17 protein-coding genes and 1 tRNA gene are annotated in these 19,052 nt (G+C 72.9%); 9 read left to right on the top strand and 9 right to left on the bottom strand.

Translation table 11 applies throughout. The annotated features are described in order from the left end of the window. Positions 1-49: 49 nt before the first annotated feature. Together BJP25_RS21530 and BJP25_RS21525 are read right to left on the bottom strand one after the other, a co-directional pair. Positions 50-134 (bottom strand) — tRNA-Ser (locus tag BJP25_RS21530). A gap of 27 nt (positions 135-161) precedes the next feature. Continuing rightward, on the bottom strand, positions 162-632 hold the full coding sequence (locus BJP25_RS21525) for a MarR family winged helix-turn-helix transcriptional regulator (RefSeq protein WP_233158199.1): 471 nt from the start codon (positions 630-632) through the stop codon (positions 162-164). Between the two features lie 111 nt (positions 633-743). On the opposite strand from BJP25_RS21525, the gene BJP25_RS21520 reads away from it, so the two are divergent. Both BJP25_RS21520 and ypfJ read left to right on the top strand, forming a co-directional pair. Further along, a complete protein-coding gene (locus BJP25_RS21520) occupies positions 744-2,462 on the top strand; it encodes a bifunctional metallophosphatase/5'-nucleotidase (protein ID WP_075976812.1) in 1,719 nt (572 codons plus the stop codon). A 556-nt stretch (positions 2,463-3,018) separates the two neighbouring features. Next, positions 3,019-3,939 (top strand): KPN_02809 family neutral zinc metallopeptidase, encoded by a 921-nt coding sequence (gene ypfJ, locus BJP25_RS21515; RefSeq protein ID WP_075976811.1) that lies wholly within the window; start codon positions 3,019-3,021, stop codon positions 3,937-3,939. Between the two features lie 50 nt (positions 3,940-3,989). Here ypfJ and BJP25_RS21510 read toward each other — a convergent pair whose 3' ends face one another. After that, on the bottom strand, positions 3,990-4,913 hold the full coding sequence (locus tag BJP25_RS21510; RefSeq protein ID WP_075976810.1) for an extracellular catalytic domain type 1 short-chain-length polyhydroxyalkanoate depolymerase: 924 nt from the start codon (positions 4,911-4,913) through the stop codon (positions 3,990-3,992). A gap of 164 nt (positions 4,914-5,077) precedes the next feature. Between BJP25_RS21510 and BJP25_RS21505 the strand changes: the two genes are divergently transcribed. Beyond that, positions 5,078-6,385, top strand: a complete 1,308-nt coding sequence (locus tag BJP25_RS21505; RefSeq protein ID WP_075976809.1) for a 3-hydroxybutyrate oligomer hydrolase family protein — start codon at positions 5,078-5,080, stop codon at positions 6,383-6,385. A gap of 63 nt (positions 6,386-6,448) precedes the next feature. Here the strand turns inward: BJP25_RS21505 and BJP25_RS21500 are convergent, their stop codons facing one another. Then, positions 6,449-7,006, bottom strand: coding sequence for a bacterial proteasome activator family protein (locus tag BJP25_RS21500; protein ID WP_075976808.1), 558 nt, complete (start codon positions 7,004-7,006; stop codon positions 6,449-6,451). A gap of 69 nt (positions 7,007-7,075) precedes the next feature. Here BJP25_RS21500 and BJP25_RS21495 point away from each other — a divergent pair, with 69 nt between their 5' ends. Beyond that, positions 7,076-8,278 carry a cysteine desulfurase-like protein gene (locus tag BJP25_RS21495; RefSeq protein WP_075976807.1) on the top strand — a complete coding sequence of 401 codons (1,203 nt, stop codon included), beginning with the start codon at positions 7,076-7,078 and terminating at the stop codon, positions 8,276-8,278. Between the two features lie 9 nt (positions 8,279-8,287). Here BJP25_RS21495 and BJP25_RS21490 read toward each other — a convergent pair whose 3' ends face one another. Further along, the gene (locus BJP25_RS21490) at positions 8,288-9,247 is read right to left on the bottom strand and encodes an NAD(P)H-quinone oxidoreductase (protein ID WP_075976806.1); all 960 of its coding nucleotides are present in this window, start codon (positions 9,245-9,247) and stop codon (positions 8,288-8,290) included. A 145-nt stretch (positions 9,248-9,392) separates the two neighbouring features. On the opposite strand from BJP25_RS21490, the gene BJP25_RS21485 reads away from it, so the two are divergent. Further along, positions 9,393-10,937 (top strand): M28 family metallopeptidase, encoded by a 1,545-nt coding sequence (locus BJP25_RS21485; RefSeq protein WP_084794328.1) that lies wholly within the window; start codon positions 9,393-9,395, stop codon positions 10,935-10,937. Between the two features lie 193 nt (positions 10,938-11,130). Further along, positions 11,131-12,666 carry a M28 family metallopeptidase gene (locus BJP25_RS21480; protein WP_075976805.1) on the top strand — a complete coding sequence of 512 codons (1,536 nt, stop codon included), beginning with the start codon at positions 11,131-11,133 and terminating at the stop codon, positions 12,664-12,666. A gap of 73 nt (positions 12,667-12,739) precedes the next feature. On the opposite strand, the gene BJP25_RS21475 is transcribed toward BJP25_RS21480, so the two are convergent. The 4 genes from BJP25_RS21475 to BJP25_RS21460 form a co-directional block, all read right to left on the bottom strand. Continuing rightward, positions 12,740-13,252, bottom strand: coding sequence for a hypothetical protein (locus BJP25_RS21475; protein WP_075976804.1), 513 nt, complete (start codon positions 13,250-13,252; stop codon positions 12,740-12,742). Continuing rightward, the gene (locus BJP25_RS21470; RefSeq protein WP_233158197.1) at positions 13,249-13,929 is read right to left on the bottom strand and encodes a hypothetical protein; all 681 of its coding nucleotides are present in this window, start codon (positions 13,927-13,929) and stop codon (positions 13,249-13,251) included. The genes BJP25_RS21475 and BJP25_RS21470 overlap by 4 nt, the downstream gene beginning before the upstream one ends. 136 nt (positions 13,930-14,065) lie before the next feature. Continuing rightward, the gene (locus BJP25_RS21465; protein WP_075976803.1) at positions 14,066-14,947 is read right to left on the bottom strand and encodes an N-acetylneuraminate synthase family protein; all 882 of its coding nucleotides are present in this window, start codon (positions 14,945-14,947) and stop codon (positions 14,066-14,068) included. A 41-nt stretch (positions 14,948-14,988) separates the two neighbouring features. After that, entirely contained in the window at positions 14,989-16,260 is a 1,272-nt protein-coding gene (locus BJP25_RS21460) for a cytidylyltransferase domain-containing protein (RefSeq protein ID WP_084794326.1), read from the bottom strand. A gap of 72 nt (positions 16,261-16,332) precedes the next feature. Here BJP25_RS21460 and wzm point away from each other — a divergent pair, with 72 nt between their 5' ends. The 3 genes from wzm to glfT1 are packed head-to-tail and all read left to right on the top strand — an operon-like array spanning position 16,333 to position 18,956. Continuing rightward, the gene (wzm, locus tag BJP25_RS21455; RefSeq protein ID WP_084794323.1) at positions 16,333-17,259 is read left to right on the top strand and encodes a galactan export ABC transporter permease subunit Wzm/RfbD; all 927 of its coding nucleotides are present in this window, start codon (positions 16,333-16,335) and stop codon (positions 17,257-17,259) included. A 15-nt stretch (positions 17,260-17,274) separates the two neighbouring features. Continuing rightward, entirely contained in the window at positions 17,275-18,066 is a 792-nt protein-coding gene (wzt, locus tag BJP25_RS21450) for a galactan export ABC transporter ATP-binding subunit Wzt/RfbE (RefSeq protein WP_075976801.1), read from the top strand. Continuing rightward, positions 18,063-18,956 (top strand): galactofuranosyltransferase GlfT1, encoded by an 894-nt coding sequence (gene glfT1 / locus BJP25_RS21445; protein ID WP_075976800.1) that lies wholly within the window; start codon positions 18,063-18,065, stop codon positions 18,954-18,956. Before wzt ends, glfT1 begins: the two co-directional genes overlap by 4 nt. Positions 18,957-19,052: the final 96 nt, after the last annotated feature.

Below are 19,052 nucleotides of genomic sequence, written 5' to 3'. Positions count from 1 at the left end.
AGGGGGTGTCGGTCATCCACATGGGACAGTCGACACCCCCTCTGAACTGCGGAGGCGGAGGGATTTGAACCCCCGGACGGTTGCCCGTCTTCCGCTTTCAAGGCGGATGCATTCGGCCGCTCTGCCACGCCTCCCGGTGGGGACAGGGTAGTCCTCGGGGGTCAGGACTGGTCGAGGTGGGCGATCACGCGCTCGAAGAGGCCCGCGAGGACCTCCTGCTCCTGGGGGGTCATCAGGTCGACCAGGTGGGCGCGGACGCCCTCGACGTGGGTGGGGGCGGCGGTGGTGAGGACGTCGCGGCCCTGGGGGGTGATCTCGGCGACGACGCCGCGGGCGTCCTCGGCGCAGTCGACGCGGCGGACGAGGCCCGCCTTCTCCAGGCGGGAGATCTGGTGGGAGAGCCTGCTCTTGGAGGAGGCGACCTGGCCCGCGAGCTGGCTCATGCGCATCTGGCCGTCGGGCTGCTCGCTCAGGCGGACGAGGACCTCGTAGTCCGGGAGGGCGAGGCCGTGCTTGTCCTGCAGCTCGCGGTTGAGCTGCTGGCGCAGCAGCTCGCCGCCGATGACGTAGGCCCGCCAGGCCCGCATCTCGTCGGGGAGCAACCACCGGGGTTCGGTCCGCGCTGTCGTCACGCGTCCAGGTTACGGCGTTCACCTCAGGGGACTGGTCTTCGCCATCTCCGCAGGGCACACTGCGGGCCACTTGTGCCCGGTCAGGTGATCGGGCACTCGGACGGAGGACTGATGACATCCACGCGACTGGCGACGCGCATCGCGGCGCTCGCGACGGCCACCCTCGCCGCCGCGGCGCTCGGCAGCACGGTCGCCCAGGCGACGCCCGCGCCTGCCAAGACCGTCGACCTGCGGCTGATCTCGTTCAACGACTTCCACGGCAACCTGACCCCGCCCGCGGGGTCCTCGGGCCGGGTCACGCTGTCGAACGGCTCGACCGTCGACGCGGGCGGCGCCGCCTTCCTGGCCACCCACGCCAAGCAGCTGCGCGCCGAGGTCAAGAACTCGCTGCTGCTGTCCACCGGCGACAACATCGGCGCCTCGCCGCTGAACTCGGCGCTGTTCCACGACGAGCCCACGATCGACTTCCTCAACCAGATCGGCGTGCAGGCCAGCGTCATCGGCAACCACGAGTTCGACGAGGGCTACCGGGAGCTGCTGCGCATGCAGTTCGGCGGCTGCCACCCGACCGACGGCTGCGTGTTCCGGCCGACCTTCGACGGCGCCGACTTCCCGTTCCTGGGCGCCAACGTGACCTTCACCAACGGCCTGCCCGCGCTGCTGCCGTTCACCATCAAGGTCGTCGAGGGCGTGCCGGTGGCCGTCATCGGCGTGACCCTGGAGGACCTGCCGTCGGTGGTCGTGCCCACCGCGGTCGAGGGCTTCAAGTTCAACGACGAGGTCCAGACGCTCAACAAGACCTCCAAGGTGCTCGACCTGCTCGGCATCAAGACCCAGGTGGTGCTGCTGCACCAGGGCGACAACACCGAGGGCACCACCGGCCCGGACGACTGCAAGACCGTCCCCGGACCGGCCCGCGAGATCGCCACCAAGGCCTCGGCCTCGATCGACGTGTTCTTCACCGGCCACAGCCACACCCAGTACAACTGCGTGGTCAATGACCCGGCGGGCAAGCCGCGCACGCTGATCCAGGGCCTGTCCTTCGGGCGCCTGCTCTCGGTCGTCGACCTCAAGATCGACAAGAAGACCCGCGACGTCGTGCGCACCGCGACGGTCGCGCACAACGAGATCGTCACCCGCACCGTCCCCGCGGACGCGGACGTGCAGGCGCTGGTGACCGAGGCGACCGCGAAGTCGGCCCCGATCGCCAACCGCCAGGTGGGCACCATCACCGCCGACCTGGTGCGGGCGCAGAACGCCGCCGGTGAGTCGCCCCTGGGTGACGTCATCGCCGACGCGCAGCTGGCCGCGACCCAGGGCAACGGGGCCGTGGTGGCCATGACCAACCCGGGCGGCATCCGCACCGACCTGGTCTACGCCTCCTCCCCCGCGGGCGAGGGCAACGGCGTGGTGACCTACGGCGAGACCTTCGCCGTGCAGCCGTTCGCGAACATCATGCAGACCATCACGCTGACCGGCGCCGACCTCAAGGCCGTGCTGGAGCAGCAGTGGCAGACCGACGCCAACGGCGCGCCGGTGACGCGGTTCCTGCAGGTCTCCAGCTCGCTGCACTACACGTGGTCGCGCTCGGCGGCCCAGGGCAACCGGATCTCCAACCTCACCATCGGCGGCACCCCGGTCGACCCGGCGGCCCCCTACCGGGTGTCGGTGAACAACTTCCTCGCCGCGGGCGGCGACGGGTTCACCGGGTTCACCAAGGGCACCGACCTCGCCGGTGGCCCGATCGACCTGGACGCGCTCACCGCGTACCTGGCGGTCAACCCGAACCTGGCGCCCCCGGCGGCGGACCGCATCACCGCGGTCCAGTAGGCACCGCGCGGCACCCGAGAGCCGGTACCCCCACCCGGGGTGCCGGCTCTCGGCTTCCCCAGGGGCGCAACGGGTGCATGATCGTCCTCTGCGGACGGTCACCGGTTCGGGGAATTGCCCGCCGGGCGCCGCGGGCGGACCATGGTGGTGTCGGCGAAGTCCCGGTGGCGGAGCACAGCGACCACAGGTTGTGCCGTCCCCCGGGCGTCTCCGGGAAGGGGAAGGTGGTGCGATGGTGCAGCGATCGTCCCGCAGTGGTGGTCCGCGGACTGCGTCCCCGCGCCCGTTCCGAGCCAGTCGGAGCGGTCACGGCCGCGAGCAGTGAACCCGTCGGACATCCTGGGCGCCCCTCCGGCGCCTCGACGCTGTTGAGCCCCGTGTCGGCGACCTCTCCCGGCTCGGCCCGCGGGGCTCCGCGCCGCCCGGCGCGGCGTCGGACCACTACGGATCAGGGGGTGGTGCCCGGTGCGCAGCCACCGACACGGCACCGGGCACCACCCGCCCACCAGGCCGTAGAGTTCCCCCGTACGTGTCCTGCGGACCACGGGGTGGGCCAGTGGAGTTCAACGACGACGTCTCGCTCGACGCATCGCAGGTGCAGGACACCCGCGGTTCCGGCGGGGGCATCGGCGGTCGGGTGGCGCTCGGCGGCGGGGGCATCGGCATCCTCGGCGCCATCATCTACTTCGTGCTGTCCCAGCTCGGCGGGCTGCCGACCGGCGGGGGCGGGGTGCCCTCGCTGGGGTCGCTGGAGTCCGGGCAGGCGGTGACCTCGACCGACCTGTCCGCCGAGTGCCGGACCGGCGCCGACGCCAACAAGAGCGACGACTGCGCGCTGGTGGCGGTGATCAACTCGATCCAGGGGTACTGGACCGACCAGTTCGCCCGCTCGGGCACCAAGTACCAGCTCGCGCCCACCAACTTCTTCACCGGCAGCGTCCGCACCGGGTGCGGCGGCGCCACCGCCGACGTGGGCCCGTTCTACTGCCCCGCCGACTCCGAGGTGTACATCGACCTGTCGTTCTTCCAGGAGTTGCAGACCCGCTTCGGCGCCCAGGGCGGCACCTTCGCCGAGGCCTACGTGCTGGCCCACGAGTACGGCCACCACGTGCAGAACCTGCTCGGCACCTCCGGCCGGGTGCGCGAGGGCACCGGCCCGACCTCCGACGGGGTGCGCCTGGAGCTGCAGGCCGACTGCTACGCCGGGGTGTGGGCCAACCACGCCACCACCGTGCCGTCGAGCCCCGGCGGCAAGCCGCTGATCAAGTCGATCTCGCAGGACGACATCAGCCGCGCGCTCGACGTCGCCGCCCGCATCGGCGACGACTACATCCAGAAGAACCTCGGCGGCGGCCAGGTCGACGAGAGCCAGTTCTCGCACGGCTCGTCGGCGCAGCGGGAGAAGTGGTTCTCCACCGGCCTGGAGACGGGCAACCCCACCAGCTGCAACACCTTCGAGACCAACAACCTGGGCTGACCGGTTGCCACGAGGGGGCCCGGCCGTGCGCGGCCGGGCCCCCTCACGCGTCAGCTGCCCAGGCCCCAGGACAGGCCGAGCCGGTAGGCGGCGCACAGCTTGACGTCGAGGACGTAGGCGGTCGCGGTGCCGCAGCCGGTGGCCGGGTCGACGGGCTGGCCGTGGCCCATGCCGGTGATCGTGTAGGTCTCGACGACCGCCCGGCCACCGCTGGCGTAGACGGCGTGCGGGTAGCCCGCCACGGTGTCGGTGCTGGTCGGGGTGGCGGCGATGCCGTGCAGGGCCGTCCACTGGTCGACGATCTCCTGCTTGTTGACCGCGTTGACGGTGTAGTCGGCGGTGCCGTGGAACACCGCGACGGTGGGCCACGGGCCCGACCGCGCGGGCACCTTGGCCGCCCACTGCGCGGGGGTGAGGTTCTTGCCCGGGTTCATGCAGCTGAACGCGTCGACCACCGTGGTCGCGCAGCCGTAGGGCAGGCCCGCGACGATCCCGCCGCCCGCGAACAACTCGGGGTAGGTGGCGAGCATGACCGAGGTCATGGCCCCGCCGCCGGACAGGCCCGAGGCGTAGGCGGTGCCCGCGCCGTCGGCCTGGGCCCGGGCGACCATCTGGGCGATGGACGCCGCCTCGCCCTGGCCGCGGGTGGTGTCCTGGGCCTGGAACCAGTTGAAGCACCGGTTGTAGTTGTTGGTCGTCTGCTGCTCGGGCAGCACGACGGTGAAGCCCCACCGGTCGGCCAGCCGGGTCCAGCCGGTCGCGGTGCCGTAGCCGCGCGCGTCCTGGGTGCAGCCGTGCATCGCCACCACGACCGGCCTGCCCGCGGCCAGCCCGTCGGGCTGGTACCGGTACATCTTCAGCGCCCCGGGGTTGGACCCGAAGCCGGTCACCTCGCTGATCGCCGCCGCGCGGGCGGGCGCCGCACCGAAGAGCAGGCCCGCCAGCAGGGCGAGCACGATCGTCGCTGATCGCATCCCCGACTCCCTCTCGTTCCCTCTCGTCGAACTGCCGATCGCTCGACGGTAGGAGCGGGTGCGCCGCGCGGCCCATGGTGGTCCACACCACAGTCCGCGGGCGGTTTGTGTGGTCCGGGCGGGTTCCGCGGGGTCTCCACCGGTGCCACGGTCGAGCTACCCCGATGGAGTGGAGGTGGGCGGTGTTCGTGCGTCTGACCGCAGCGGTGGCCCTGGTGGCCGGGCTGGTGGGCGGGTCACCCGCCGCGGCCGGGACCTGCTCGCAGGTGCGGGTGCCCGGAGCGGCCGAGCAGCGGAGCGCGTGCCTGTCCGACCTCACCACGACCGGCACCTCCGCCTCCGGCCACACCGTGCCCGCCGACTGGGCCGGGCTCACCCCGGCGGGCCTGCCGGTGCCGGGCGCGGTGCCGGGTGTGCAGGTCGACGGCTACTTCCCGGACTCATCGACCACCAACACCAACAACGGCTGGGCGCACGACAGCCAGTTCGTCCTGCGCCTGCCCGAGCGCTGGAACGGCGGCCTGGTCGTCTCCGGCTCCCCCGGCACCCGCCGCCAGTACGCCAACGACCGCGCCATCTCCGACCACGCCCTCGCCGCGGGCTACGCCTTCGCCGCCACGGACAAGGGCAACACCGGCCTCGCCTTCTACACCGACGGGACCCGCCCGGGTGATGCCCTGGTCGAGTGGAACGACCGCGTCACCCAACTCACCGTCGCGGCCAAGGCGGCCGTCGCCCACCACTACGGCACGCTCCCCCGCCGCACCCTGGCGGCGGGCCTGTCCAACGGCGGCTACCTGGTGCGCTGGCAGCTGGAGAACCGCCCCTGGCTCTACGACGGTGGCGTCGACTGGGAGGGCACCCTCTGGACCACCCGGGGCCCGAACCTGCTGACCTTCCTGCCCCCGGCCCTGCGCGGCTACCAGTCCGGCACGGTGACGGGCTTCCCCGAGGGCTCGCGCTTCCTCTGGGACTACCACCACAAGGTGTACTGGGACCTCACGCAGCGCATCTACCGCGAAGAGCTCGACCCCACCTGGGACGGCCCCCTCCATGCGGGCGTCCCCTTCTGCACCTCGGGCACCCCGACCTGCGACGCCGACTACGACTACGCGTCCCGCCCCCGCGCCGTGCACGCCGCCGTCTCCCGCATCGCCCTGACCGGCCGCATCGGCAAACCCCTCATCACCCTCCACGGCACCCTCGACGCCCTGCTCCCCATCGACCAGGACTCCGACACCTACGCCGCCATGGTCAAGCGCAAGCCCCTCCACCGCTACTACCGCGTCGAAGCGGGCACCCACGTCGACGCCCTGTACGACACCTACCCGGACAAGCTCCGCCCCATCGCCCCCTGCTTCCTCAACGCCCTCGACACCATGGGCGCCTGGCTGGACGGCGTGCAACCACCCCCGTCCCGCACCATCCCCCGCGGCACCGGCGACCTCGCCACCACCTGCTCACTGGGCTAGCAGCCCGGAGAACACCGGGGGGCGGCTGCTGAGCAGCCGCCCCCCGGTGCGTGGCGCCGTCGGTCAGAGGTACTGGCCGGAGTCGCCGAGGTGGGTGGTGGGGCCGTCCTTGCCCTGGCCGGGGCCGACGCCGGGGGGCAGGCCGCGGCGCATCTGCTCGATCTGGGCCCTGGCGGCCATCTGCTGGGCGAACAGGGCCGTCTGGATGCCGTGGAAGAGGCCTTCGAGCCAGCCGACGAGCTGGGCCTGGGCGATGCGGAGCTCGGCGTCGGAGGGGGTGGTGTCCTCGGTGAAGGGCAGCGAGAGGCGGGTGAGCTCCTCGCGCAGCTCCGGGGCCAGGCCCTCCTCCAGCTCCGCGATGGACTTCTTGTGGATCTCGCGCAGGCGCACGCGGCTGGCCTCGTCGAGGGGGGCCGCGCGGACCTCCTCCAGCAGCTGCTTGATCATCGTGCCGATGCGCATGACCTTGGCGGGTTGCTCGACCATGTCACCGACGGACTCGCCGCCGCCGGGGGAGTCGGCGCCGTCGGGGATGCGGGCCGCGCCCAGCGGGGCGCCGTCGGGGCCCACGACTACGACGTGGTGGGCCTGGTCCTCGCGGTCGGGTGTGGGTTGGCTCATCTGCTCCGTCCTCGCCGAGAAGCTGGCCCGGTCGAGGGTAGTCCCCGGCGGCTCTCGTACGGTGTGGCCATGGCCTTCGACGTCGCTCGGGTCCGCGGGCTGTTCCCCGCCCTGGGTGACGGCTGGGTGCACCTCGACTCCCCGGCGGGCATGCAGGTGCCCGAGCAGGTGGCGACGGCGGTGTCCACCGCGCTGCGGGCGCCGGTGTCCGGGCCGGGCGGGGTGTTCCCGGCCTCGCAGCGGGCCGAGGCGATCGTGGCCGCGGCCCGGCGGGCGGTGGCCGACCTGGTGGGCGGGGACCCGGCCGGGGTGGTGCTCGGGCCCAACCCGGCGGTGCTGCTGGCCCGGCTGGCCGAGGCGCTGGGCGAGCGCTGGCTGATCGGGGACGAGGTGGTGCTCTCCCGGCTCGACGACCAGGCCAACACCGCGCCCTGGCTGCGGGTGGCCCAGCGGGCGGGGGCCACCGTGCGCTGGGCGGAGGTCGACATCGAGACCTGCGAGCTGCCCGCCTGGCAGTACGGCGAGCTGGTCAGCCCGCGCACCCGGGTCGTGGCCGTCACCGCGGCCTCCGGGGCCGTGGGCACCCGGCCGGACCTGCCGAAGATCGTCGCCGCGGCCCGCGAGCACGGCGCCACCGTGGTGGTGGACGCGACCAGCTCGGCGCCGTTCGTGCCGCTGGACATCACCGAGCTGGGCGCCGACGTGCTGGTGGTGTCCGCGAGCGCCTGGGGCGGGCCCGCGGTGGCGGCGCTGGCGTTCGCGGACCCGGCGGTGCTCGACCGGCTGCCCGCCACCAACCTCGACCCGCGCGCCCAGGGGCCCGAGCGGCTGGAGCTGGGCCAGCACGCGCACCCGCTGCTGGCCGGGCTGGTCGCGTCGGTGGACTACCTCGCGGAGCTGGACGACGCGGCCACCGGGTCGCGCCGCGCCCGGCTCACCACCTCGCTGGGCAGCGCGAAGTCCTACCAGGCCGGGCTGCTGTCGCGGCTGGTGGCCGAGCTGCGGTCGCTGCGGCACGTGATGGTGCTCGGCGACGCCATGCGGCGCATCCCCGCGCTGGCGTTCACCACCGCCGACCGCCGGGCCGCCGACGCGGTGGCCGAGCTGGCCCGGCTGGGCATCTGCGCGTTCGCCGACGACACCCCCACCGGCGTGTTCGCCGCGCTGGGGGTCGGGGAGGTGGGCGGCGCGGTGCGCGTCGGGCTCGCGCACTACACCAACGCCGTCGAGGTCGACCAGCTCGTCGAGGCGGTCAAGGCGCTCAAGCCCTGACCGCGCGGGTCAGCGGACCTGGAGCACCAGCTTGCCGAACACCCCGCCCTCGTCGAGCATCCGGTGCGCGTCCCCCGCGCGCTGGATCGGCAGCACCTCGTGGGTGATGGGCTTGACCCGCCCGGACTCCAGGTGCGGCCACAGCTTGTCCACCAGGTCGGCGATGATCTCCGACTTCTCCGGCACCGGGCGGCGGCGCAGGCCGGTCGCGTGCACGGCGGCGTTCTTCGACAGCATCACGCCCAGGTCCAGCTCACCGGTGGCCCCGCCCTGCATGCCGATCACCACGACCCGGCCGCCGCGGTTGAGCGCGGCGACGTTGCGGCCCAGGTACTTGGCCCCCATGTTGTCCAGGATGACGTCGGCGGTGACCTCCTCCTCGAACCGGACCTCCTTGTAGTTCAGCAGGATGTCGGCGCCCAGTTCGCGGCACCGGTCCAGCCGTTCGGCCGAACCGGCGGTCACCGCCACCACCGCGCCGAGCGCCTTGCCCACCTGGATCGCGTGCGTGCCGATGCCCCCGGCGCCGCCGTGCACCAGCAGCGTCTCCCCCGCCACCAGCCCGGCCACACCCACCACGTTGGACCAGACGGTCGCGGCGACCTCCGGCAGCCCGGCGGCGGTGACCAGGTCCACTCCGGACGGCACCGGGGCGACCTGGCCCGCGGGCACGACCACCTTCTCCGCGTACCCGCCGCCCGCGAGCAGCGCGCACACCTCGTCACCGACCCGCCAGCGGGTGACGCCCTCGCCCAGCGCGGCGACGGTGCCGGAGCACTCCAGCCCGATGACGTCCGTCGTGCCCGGCGGCGGCGGGTAGAAGCCCTTGCGCTGCAGCAGGTCCGCCCGGTTCACCGCGGTGGCGGTCACCTCGACCAGCACCTCGCCGGGGCCCGGCTCGGGGTCGGGGACCTCGGTCCACTCCAGCACCTCTGGTCCGCCGGGTTCGCGCTGCGTGATGGCGTGCATGGACCCGACGTTAGTCGGGAATGCGGGTCCGCCGCAGGTCAGTCCACGGCGAACCCCTTGACCTGCGGCGCACCGCGGGCGAGAGTCACCCCGCCGGTGGTCCGGGGGCCCGGCACGCTCAACCCCCACGAAGGGAAGTCCGCCCATGTCGTCACTCACACCCGCCCGCACGAGCGCCGTGGTGCTCGCCGCGTGCGCCGGGGTCGCCTTCGCGGCGGTGCCCGCCACCGCCGCCCAGCTGCCCGACGGCCCCGCGCTCGCCAAGAACCTCACCAAGAAGGTCACCGCGAACGGCATCAACCGCCAGCTGATCGCCCTGCAGCGCATCGCGGACCGCAACGGCGGCACCCGCGCGGTGGGCACGCCCGGCTACGAGCAGAGCGTGGACTACGTGGCGGGCAAGCTGCGCGGCGCCGGGTTCGACGTGGCGACCCCGGAGTTCACCTACCCCGTGCAGGTCAACGACGCCAACTCCGCGACGGTCGGCCAGCGGGTCGTCGACGCCTTCCCGCTGGAGGAGTCGCCGCAGACCCCGGTCGGCGGGGTGACCGGGGCGCTGGTGGCCATCCCGCAGGACGCCACCCCGGGCTGCGAGGCGTCGGACTTCGCGGCCGGGCAGGTCACCGGCAAGATCGCGGTGATCCGCCGCGGCGGGTGCACCTTCGAGGTCAAGTCGGCCAACGCCGCCGCCGCGGGCGCGGTCGCGGTGCTGATCGCCAACAACGTCGACGGCCCGCTCACCGGCGTGACCCTGACCAACCCGGGCAAGGTGCCCACCGGCGGCGTCAGCAAGGCCGACGGCGACCTGCTGTTCACCCTGGGCGGCCAGGTGGCCACCGTGGACATGCGGTTCCACGTCGTCGACAAGACCGCCCGCAACGTGGTCGCCCAGACCAAGACCGGGCGCAAGGACAACGTGGTCATGGCGGGCGCGCACCTGGACTCGGTGCCCGAGGGCCCCGGCATCAACGACAACGGCACCGGCAGCGGCGCGCTGCTGGAGACCGCCCTGCAGCTCGGCGCGTCGCCGAAGGTCGGCAACGCGGTGCGCTTCGCCTGGTGGGGCGCTGAGGAGCTGGGCCTGGTCGGGTCCACCGAGTACGTTCGGTCGCTGTCGTTCGAGCAGCAGCTCGACATCGCCCTCTACCTGAACTTCGACATGATCGGCTCGCCGAACGCGGCGTACTTCGTCTACGACGGCGACAACTCCGACGGCGAGTCCGGCGCGGCGGGCCCCTACGGCTCGGCGCAGATCGAGGCGGCGTTCTCCGGCTTCCTGGCCTCGCAGGGCGTGCAGACCGAGGGCACCGCGTTCGACGGGCGCTCCGACTACGGCGAGTTCATCGCCCAGGGCATCCCCGCCGGTGGCCTGTTCACCGGCGCCGAGGGCGTCAAGACCGACGCGCAGGCGCAGAAGTGGGGCGGGCAGGCGGGCAAGGCCTACGACCCGTGCTACCACTCCGCGTGCGACACCCTGGGCAACGTCGACCGGGTGGCGCTCGACCGCAACGCCGACGCGCTGGCGTGGGTCGTGGCCTCCTACGGCATCAGCACCGAGGACATCAACGGCGTCCCGCCGAAGACGGCCAAGGACAAGAAGGCCAAGGCCGCCAAGCGGGCCGCGGCCATCGACGCGCAGTCGCGCAAGGCGGCCGTCGCCCCGACGACCGTCCCGGGCGCTTCGCTCTAACCAGCACACCCGGAAGGACCCCCGCGGCCGCGCGGTCGCGGGGGTCCCTCGGTGTGCGGGCCCTTCACTGGTAACGGTGGGCTCTTGACCGACGACTCCCGATCAGGTGAGGGTGTCAGCGCCGAGGCACCGGATCACGTCGGGGCCCTGGTCGGCCTCGGTCGGATTCCAACCTGCAGCAAGGGGTTTGTGCATGTCCACGAGCTTGACGATCCGAGCCGGGGCCGCGGTCCTGGCGGCGGCGGGGACGCTGTCGCTGACCGCGCTGCCCGCCGCGGCGCAGCTGCCCGACGGGCCCGCGCTGGCGAAGAACCTGGTCAAGAAGGTCACCGGCGAGGGGGTGAACCGGCACCTGATCGCCCTGCAGCGGCTCGCCGACCGCAACGGCGGCACCCGCGCGGCCTCGACCCCCGGCCACGAGCAGTCCGCGCAGTACGTCGAGTCCAAGCTCGCCGCCGCGGGCTACGACCTCTGGCGGCAGCCGTTCACCTTCGCCTACAGCGAGACCCTGGCCGAGAAGCTGACCACGCCGTCGGGCGCGGTGCCGATCACGGTCATGACCACCAGCAAGTCCACCCCGGTGGGCGGGGTGACCGCCCCGCTGGCCGTGGTGCCCGCGGGCGCCGACACCACCCCGGGCTGCGAGGCCTCGGACTACGCGGGCCTCGACGTCACCGGCAAGGTCGCGCTGATCTCCCGCGGCGGCTGCACCTTCCAGGTCAAGCAGGCCAACGCCGCCGCGGCGGGCGCCGTCGCCGCGGTCGTCTACAACAACACCGACGGCCCGCTCAACGGCACCCTGGGCAGCGACCCGAGCATCGTCTACATCCCGACCGGCGGCATCACCAAGGCCGACGGGCTGGCCCTGGCCGCCAACCCCGGCCAGGTCGTTACCGTGGAGCTGCGGGTGCTGGTCGAGGACCGGCAGAGCTTCAACGTGATCGCCCAGACCAAGACCGGCAAGAAGAACAACGTGGTCATGGCGGGCGCGCACCTCGACAGCGTCACCGAGGGCCCCGGCATCAACGACAACGGCTCGGGCAGCGCGGCGCTGCTGGAGACCGCCGTCCAGCTCGGCGGCTCGCCGAAGGTCAACAACGCGGTGCGCTTCGCGTGGTGGAGCGCCGAGGAGTACGGCCTGGTCGGCTCGACGAAGTTCGTCCAGTCGCTGTCGTTCGAGCAGCAGCTCGACATCGCCCTCTACCTGAACTTCGACATGGTGGCCTCGCCGAACGCGGGCTACTTCGTCTACGACGGTGACGACTCCGACGGCGTCGGCGCGGGCGCGGGCCCCTACGGCTCGGGCCAGATCGAGGCGGCGTTCACCGGCTTCCTGGGTTCGCAGGGCGTGCAGACCCGCGGCACCGACTTCACCGGCCGCTCGGACTACGGCGAGTTCATCAACCAGGGCATCCCGGCCGGTGGCCTGTTCACCGGCGCCGAGGGCCTCAAGACCCAGGCCGAGGCCGACCTGTGGGGCGGTGTCGCCGGCCAGGCCTACGACAAGTGCTACCACCAGGCCTGCGACAACCTGGGCAACATCGACCGCGTCGCGCTCGACCGCAACTCCGACGCGATCGCCTGGGTGGTGGCCTCGTACGCCATCAGCACCGAGGAGGTCAACGGCGTGCCGCCGCGCGCGGCCCGCGCCCAGGCCAAGAAGGCCGCGGCGCAGAAGAAGGCGGTCACCCGCACCGCCTCCCTCGACCCGCACACCGTCGTGAGCTGACCCACCAGCACCGACGAGGCCCCGGCAGCCGATGCGGCTGCCGGGGCCTCGTGCGTGCGGGCGGGGGTGCCGCTCAGGCGCTGCCCTCCAGGCGGGCCAGGCGCTCCTCGTAGCGGTTGACCGTGCCCAGGCGGGCGCGGACGCGGGCGTGCTCGGCGCGGATCTCGGCGAGCACGGCCGCCAGCGACGGGTCGGCGGGCTCCTCGGCCCCCGGCTCGGCCTGCTCGGCGCGGGCGACCCCGCGCTCCAGCTCGGCCAGGCGGGCCTCCACCGCGGCCAGCTGCGGGCCGATGCGGCGGTGCTCGTGGTCGAGCCACTCCAGGCCCGCGGCGACCTCGCGCAACCGGCGGTCGCAGTCCTGCATGCCCGCGGCCAGGTCGTCCGACAGCGAGCGCAGGTGCTGCTGGGTCTCGTCGAGGCGCAGGTGCAGCTGCTCGGCGTGCAGCTGCTCGCGCTCGGCGAGCGGGGCCAGCCGCTCGACGATGAGGCCGTCGATGCGGCGGCGCACCTTGAGCCACACCGGCCTGCCCGCCTGGCGGGCCGCGCCGCGCAGCCGGGCTGCGGCGCCGGAGACGGGGCTGGTCATCGGAGCACCTCGATCCTTCCGGTGGACATCCAGGAGCGCAGCAGCGCGGACTCGGCGTCGAGGCGGTGCTCGGCGGTGACCCGCACCGACTCGCCCCAGGCGTGCTCGAAGGTGGTCTGCTGCGGGCGGTCGATGATCGACATGCCGGTCATCAGCACGCGGGCGGCGGGGAACAGCTCGCTGACCAGGAACGCGGTGAGCGTGCCGGTGGTGGCCCACTCCGCGACCCCGGGGTCGTAGCCCAGCAGCCGGTTCAGCTCGACGGTGAACTCCCGGTTCGGCACCGGCTGGAAGCCCAGGTCCTGCGGCCACCACTCGGGCAGCCGGTCGGTCTCCCAGTGCAGCCTGCCCGGCTCCACCAGCAGGTACAGCCGCGAGGTGTAGTCGGCGAACAGGTGCGGGCTGGCGACCACGCCGCGGTGCAGCACCACCACGTCGGCGCGGCGGCCCAGCGCGGGCGGCCCGCCGGGGGCGTCCAGGGCGAAGGTGGTCATCCGGACCACCAGGTCGCAGCCGTCCACGGCGGCGGCCCGCTCGGCGTCCGGGGCCACCGGGGCGTTGCCCACGACCGCGATCGAGCGCGGCGGGTCGTGCCGGGCGTAGGCGGCCAGCAGGGCGGCCAGGTCGGCGCGCAGCGCCTCGGACGTGGTGGGCACGTCGGGCTCAACGGCTGTCATGCGGAATCGGTGCCTCGCGGTGCTGGTGTCGTCGCTGATCACGCGCGCACGCGCTGCGCGCGGTGGATGACCTTACCGGCCGGGGGGACGCGCACGGGCACTCGTCCCCCCGGCCGCGACGACCGGCGCCGCGCGGTCAGACCACGCGCAAGCGCTTGCGGGGGGCCTCCTCGCCGGGGAAGACCCGCTTGACCCCGTCGCCCAGCGCGGTCTCGACGATCCGCACGTCCCGGACGAGCTTGCGCAGGCCGTCGGGCTCCAGCGACGCGGCGTGGTCCGAGCCCCACATCGCCCGGTCCAGGGTCACGTGCCGCTCGACGACGCAGGCGCCCAGGGCCACCGCGGCGATCGAGACCTGCAAGCCGCGCTCGTGCCCGGAGTAGCCGACCGGCACCCCCGGGAAGCGCTGCCGCAGCGTCTCGATGGTGCGCAGGTTCGACTCCTCCGGCGGGCACGGGTAGGTGGAGGTGGCGTGCAGCAGCACCAGCCGCTCGGTGCCCAGCACCTCGACCGCGCGCTCCACCTCCTCCAGCGTCGACATGCCGGTGGAGCAGATGATCGGCTTGCCGGTGGCCCGCAGCGCCTCCAGCAGCGGGACGTCGGTCAGCGACGCCGAGGCCACCTTGTGCGTGGGCACGTCGAACCGCTCCAGGAACTCCACGCTGGGCACGTCCCAGGGCGAGGCGAACCAGGCGATGCCGCGCTTGTCGCAGTGCCGGGCGATCTCGCCGTACTGGGCCTCGTCGAACTCGACCCGGTAGCGGTACTCCAGGTAGCTCATCTCGCCCCACGGCGTCTCCCGCCGGGTGTCGCGCATGGCGGCGGGGGTCGCGATCTCGGGCGTGCGCTTCTGGAACTTCACCGCGTCGGCGCCCGCGTCGGCGGCCACGTCCACCAGCCGCTTCGCCAGCTCGACGTCGCCGTTGTGGTTGATGCCCGCCTCGGCGACGACGTAGGCGGGGTGGCCTGCTCCGACCACCCGGTCGCCGATCGCCACGGTCGGTGCGGGTGTGCTCATCAGGGGCTCCTAGGGCTGGGTCACAAGGGGCTGGCGCGGGCTCAGTTGTCGTCGTGCCGGGTCGCCCCGAGCGGGGCGGGCGGGTCGTGGGGCACGACCCGGCCCGGGGGCTCGGCGTGCGCGCGCGGACCCGGCGCGGCGAGGATCAGGTCGGCCACCTCGCGGACGGCACCGGCGCCGCCACCGCGCCGCAGCACGACCCTAGCCACCGCGCGCACCTCCGGTCGCGCATCGGCCACCGCCACCGGCCAGCCGACGGCCGCCATGCAGGGCAGGTCTCGCAGGTCGTTGCCCACGTAGGCCACCCGCGCGGGGTCCAGGTCGTGGTCCCGCATCCACTGCCGGAGCCGGACCACCTTGTCGGCCACCCCGTGCGCCACCTCGACGCCGAGCTTGCGGGCGCGGGCGGCCACCACCGGGTTCAGCTCGACGGACAGGATCATCATCGGCACCCCCGCCGCGCGCAGCAGCGCCACGCCCGCGCCGTCGGAGCGGCTCACCCGCACCGACTCGACGCCGTCCTGGGTGACCGTCGCGGTGTCGTCGGTGTGCACCCCGTCGAAGTCGGTGACCAGGGCGTCCACCGGCAGCACCCGCACCTCGGCGCGGCCCTCGGCCACCCGCCTGGCCAGCGCCAGCTCGTCGGGGGTGTCGACCTCCAGCGCGTCCGCGGCGGGCACCTCGACCAGCTCGGTGCGGCCGAAGAACCGGTGGCCCGCGGCGCGCAGCCCGGCCGTGCGCATGGCGTAGACGGCCCCGGTCTCCCGGTACTCCGGCTCCCGGTCCTGCCTGCGCGGGCGCACCGACTTGTCGTGGTTGACCCCGTCGGCTGCGCCGTCCGGGCTCACCCGCCAGAGGAACTCGTGCACCCGCACCGCGGTGAACGCCGAGTCGGCGCCCCCCTCGCGGACCCGCGAGACCACCGCCGACACCGTCTCCGGGGCGATGAACGGCGAGGTGCACTGCACCAGCAGCACCACCCCCGGGTCGGCGCCGTCGCGCTCGCGCAGCACGTCCAGGGCGTGCAGCACAGCCGACTCCGACGACGCGGTGTCCCCCGACAGCTCGGCGGGCCTGGGCAGCGCCGTGGCCCCCGCAGCGGCGGCCGCGGCGGAGATCTCGGCGCTGTCGGTGCTGACCACGACCTCGTCGACCACGCCGGAGTCGAGCACCGCGGTCACCGCCCTGGCCACCAGCGGCACCCCGCCCACGGTGGCGAGGTTCTTGCCGGGCACGCCCTTGGAACCACCCCGGGCGGGGACCACGGCCACGACCCGGGCGGGGGGAACAGCGGGAGCAGACACGACACCCATGCTGCCAGGGCCGTCACCGCTGTCGCGCTCCCCCGGTCCCAGCCCGGCCGCGCGCCGGTACGCTCACCATTCGTGTCAGCAATCAGCGCCATCGAGTCAGTGCCCACCTCGCCCCCGCCGGTGCACGCGGGGCGCAGCTGGGCGCGGGCGTTCCAGGACATCCGCGAGGGGCTCGCCGCGCGCGAGCTGTGGGGCCACCTCGGCTGGCAGGACATCAAGCAGCGCTACCGCCGCTCGGTGATCGGCCCGCTGTGGATCACCCTGAGCATGGCCGTCACCTCCGCGGGCCTCGGCCTGCTGTACTCGCAGCTGTTCGGCTCCCCGATCGGGACGTTCCTGCCGTACGTCACCGTCGGCTTCATCGTCTGGGCGTTCATCCTGGGCTGCCTCACCGAGGGCTCGGACGCGTTCATCTCCAACGAGGGCCTGATCAAGCACCTGCCCGCGCCGCTGACGGTGTACGCGCTGCGCACGGTGTGGCGGCTCACGCTGATGCTGGTGCACAACCTGCTGGTCTACCTGGCCGTGCTCATCATCTTCTTCGGCTACCTCAGCCAGCCCTACAAGCTGCAGGAGACCGCCAACGCGATCGTGCAGCCGGGCCTGAGCTGGACGGCGCTGCTGGCGGTCCCCGCCTTCGTGCTGATCGCCGCCAACGGCGCCTGGGTCACCCTGCTCTTCGGCATCATCAGCACCCGCTACCGCGACATCCCGCAGGTCATCGCCGCGCTGACGCAGCTGGTGTTCTTCATGACCCCGATCATGTGGTCCACCGACATCCTCAACCAGCGCTTCGGCGAGGGCGACCACTCCTGGGCCATCCTCATCGCCGAGCTCAACCCGGTGTACCACTTCATCCAGATCCTGCGCGCGCCGCTGCTCGGCCTGCAGCAGAGCTGGCACCACTGGGTCGTCGTCGGCGGCGTGACCCTCGTCGGCTGGGCGCTGGCCCTGGTCGCCATGCGCAACTACCGTGCCCGCATCTCCTACTGGGTCTGAGTGAGGCTTCCGAACATGGTCAGCATCGAGGTCCGCAACGCCTCCGTCGACTTCCCGATCTTCGACGCCAAGACGCGGTCGCTGAAGAAGCTCGTCCTGGGCAAGGTCGGCGGCAAGATCGGCACCCAGGCCAAGGTCCCGATCATCGAGGCGCTGCAGGACATCACCATCAGCCTCAAGGAGGGCGACCGGGTCGCCCTGGTCGGGCACAACGGCGCGGGCAAGTCCACGCTGCTGCGGCTGCTGTCTGGCATCTACGAGCCCACCGTGGGCACCGCGCAGATCAACGGCAAGATCGCGCCGGTGTTCGACCTCGCGGTCGGCATGGACCCGGAGATCTCCGGCCTGGAGAACATCATGATCCGGGGCCTGTTCCTGGGCATGACCCGCAAGGAGATGGAGAAGCGGGTCGACGACATCTCCGCGTTCACCGAGCTCGGCGACTACCTGCACCTGCCGCTGCGCACCTACTCCACCGGCATGCGGGTGCGCCTGGCGCTGGGCGTGGTCACCTCGATCGACCCGGAGATCCTGCTGCTCGACGAGGGCATCGGCGCCGTCGACGCGGCGTTCATGTCCAAGGCCCGCGACCGGCTGGTCGACCTGGTCCGCCGCTCGGGCATGCTGGTCTTCGCCTCGCACTCCGACGACCTGCTCTTCGAGCTGTGCAACACCGCGATCTGGATGGACGAGGGCCGGGTGAAGATGCAGGGCTCGCTGCGCGAGGTGCTCACCGCCTACAAGGGCCGCGACCCGTTCGAGCACATGAGCCCGGAGACCCTGGAGAGGCTCGGCGAGAAGGCATGAAGCTCCCCGCAGGCGCGGTCGTGGCGGTGGTGGTCACCCGCCACCGCAGGGACCTGCTCGCCGACTCGCTGAAGATGATCGCGGCGCAGACCCGCCCGGTCGACCACCTCGTCGTGGTGGACAACGGCCCCGACGACCCCGCCCGGGACCTGGTGGAGTCCTGCGGGGTGGCGGCCACCTACCTGGAGTCGCACCGCAACCTCGGCGGCGCGGGCGGCTTCGCCCTGGGCATGCTGCACGCCCTGTCCCTGGGCGCGGACTGGGTCTGGCTCGCCGACGACGACGGCCGCCCCGCCGACGAGACCGTGCTGGCCACCCTGCTGGAGGTCGCCGAGGCCCGCGGCCTGGCCGAGGTCTCCCCGGTCGTCACCAACATCGACGCCCCCGACCGCCTCGCCTTCCCGCTGCGCCGCGGCCTCACCTGGAAGCGCCAGACCGACCAGCTCGGCACCGACTTCCTGCCCGGCATCGCCTCGCTGTTCAACGGCGCCCTCTTCCGCGCCAGCACCCTCGACGTCGTCGGCGTCCCCGACTACCGCCTCTTCTTCCGCGGCGACGAGGTCGAGGTGCACCGCCGCCTCACCCGCTCCGGCCTGCCCTTCGGCACCAGCCTCAAGGCCGCCTACCTGCACCCGGACGGCTCCGAGGAGTTCAAGCCCATGCTGGGCGGGCGCTTCCACGCCCAGGACCCGGAGAACGAGGTCAAGCGCTACTACACCTACCGCAACCGCGGCTACCTGCTCTCCCAGCCCGGCATGCGCAAGATCGGCCTGCTGGAGCTGTTCCGCTTCGGCCTCTACTTCCTCGGCACCAAGCGCGACCCGAAGGCCTTCGCGCAGTGGCTCAAGCTCGTCGCCAAGGGCCGCAAGGAGAAGTTCTTCCGCCACTGACAAGCGCCTATCGGCGTTGACCGGCCCTTGCTGAAGGCCCCCTCCCGACCCCGGGAAGGGGCCTTCAGCCTTCAGCGGATCCGCCACCGGCGAACC

This window comes from Actinokineospora bangkokensis, assembly GCF_001940455.1.
Classification (GTDB): domain Bacteria; phylum Actinomycetota; class Actinomycetes; order Mycobacteriales; family Pseudonocardiaceae; genus Actinokineospora; species Actinokineospora bangkokensis.
The sequence above is the reverse complement of the archived record's forward strand: the minus strand, read 5'-3'. Positions and strand labels throughout refer to the sequence as shown.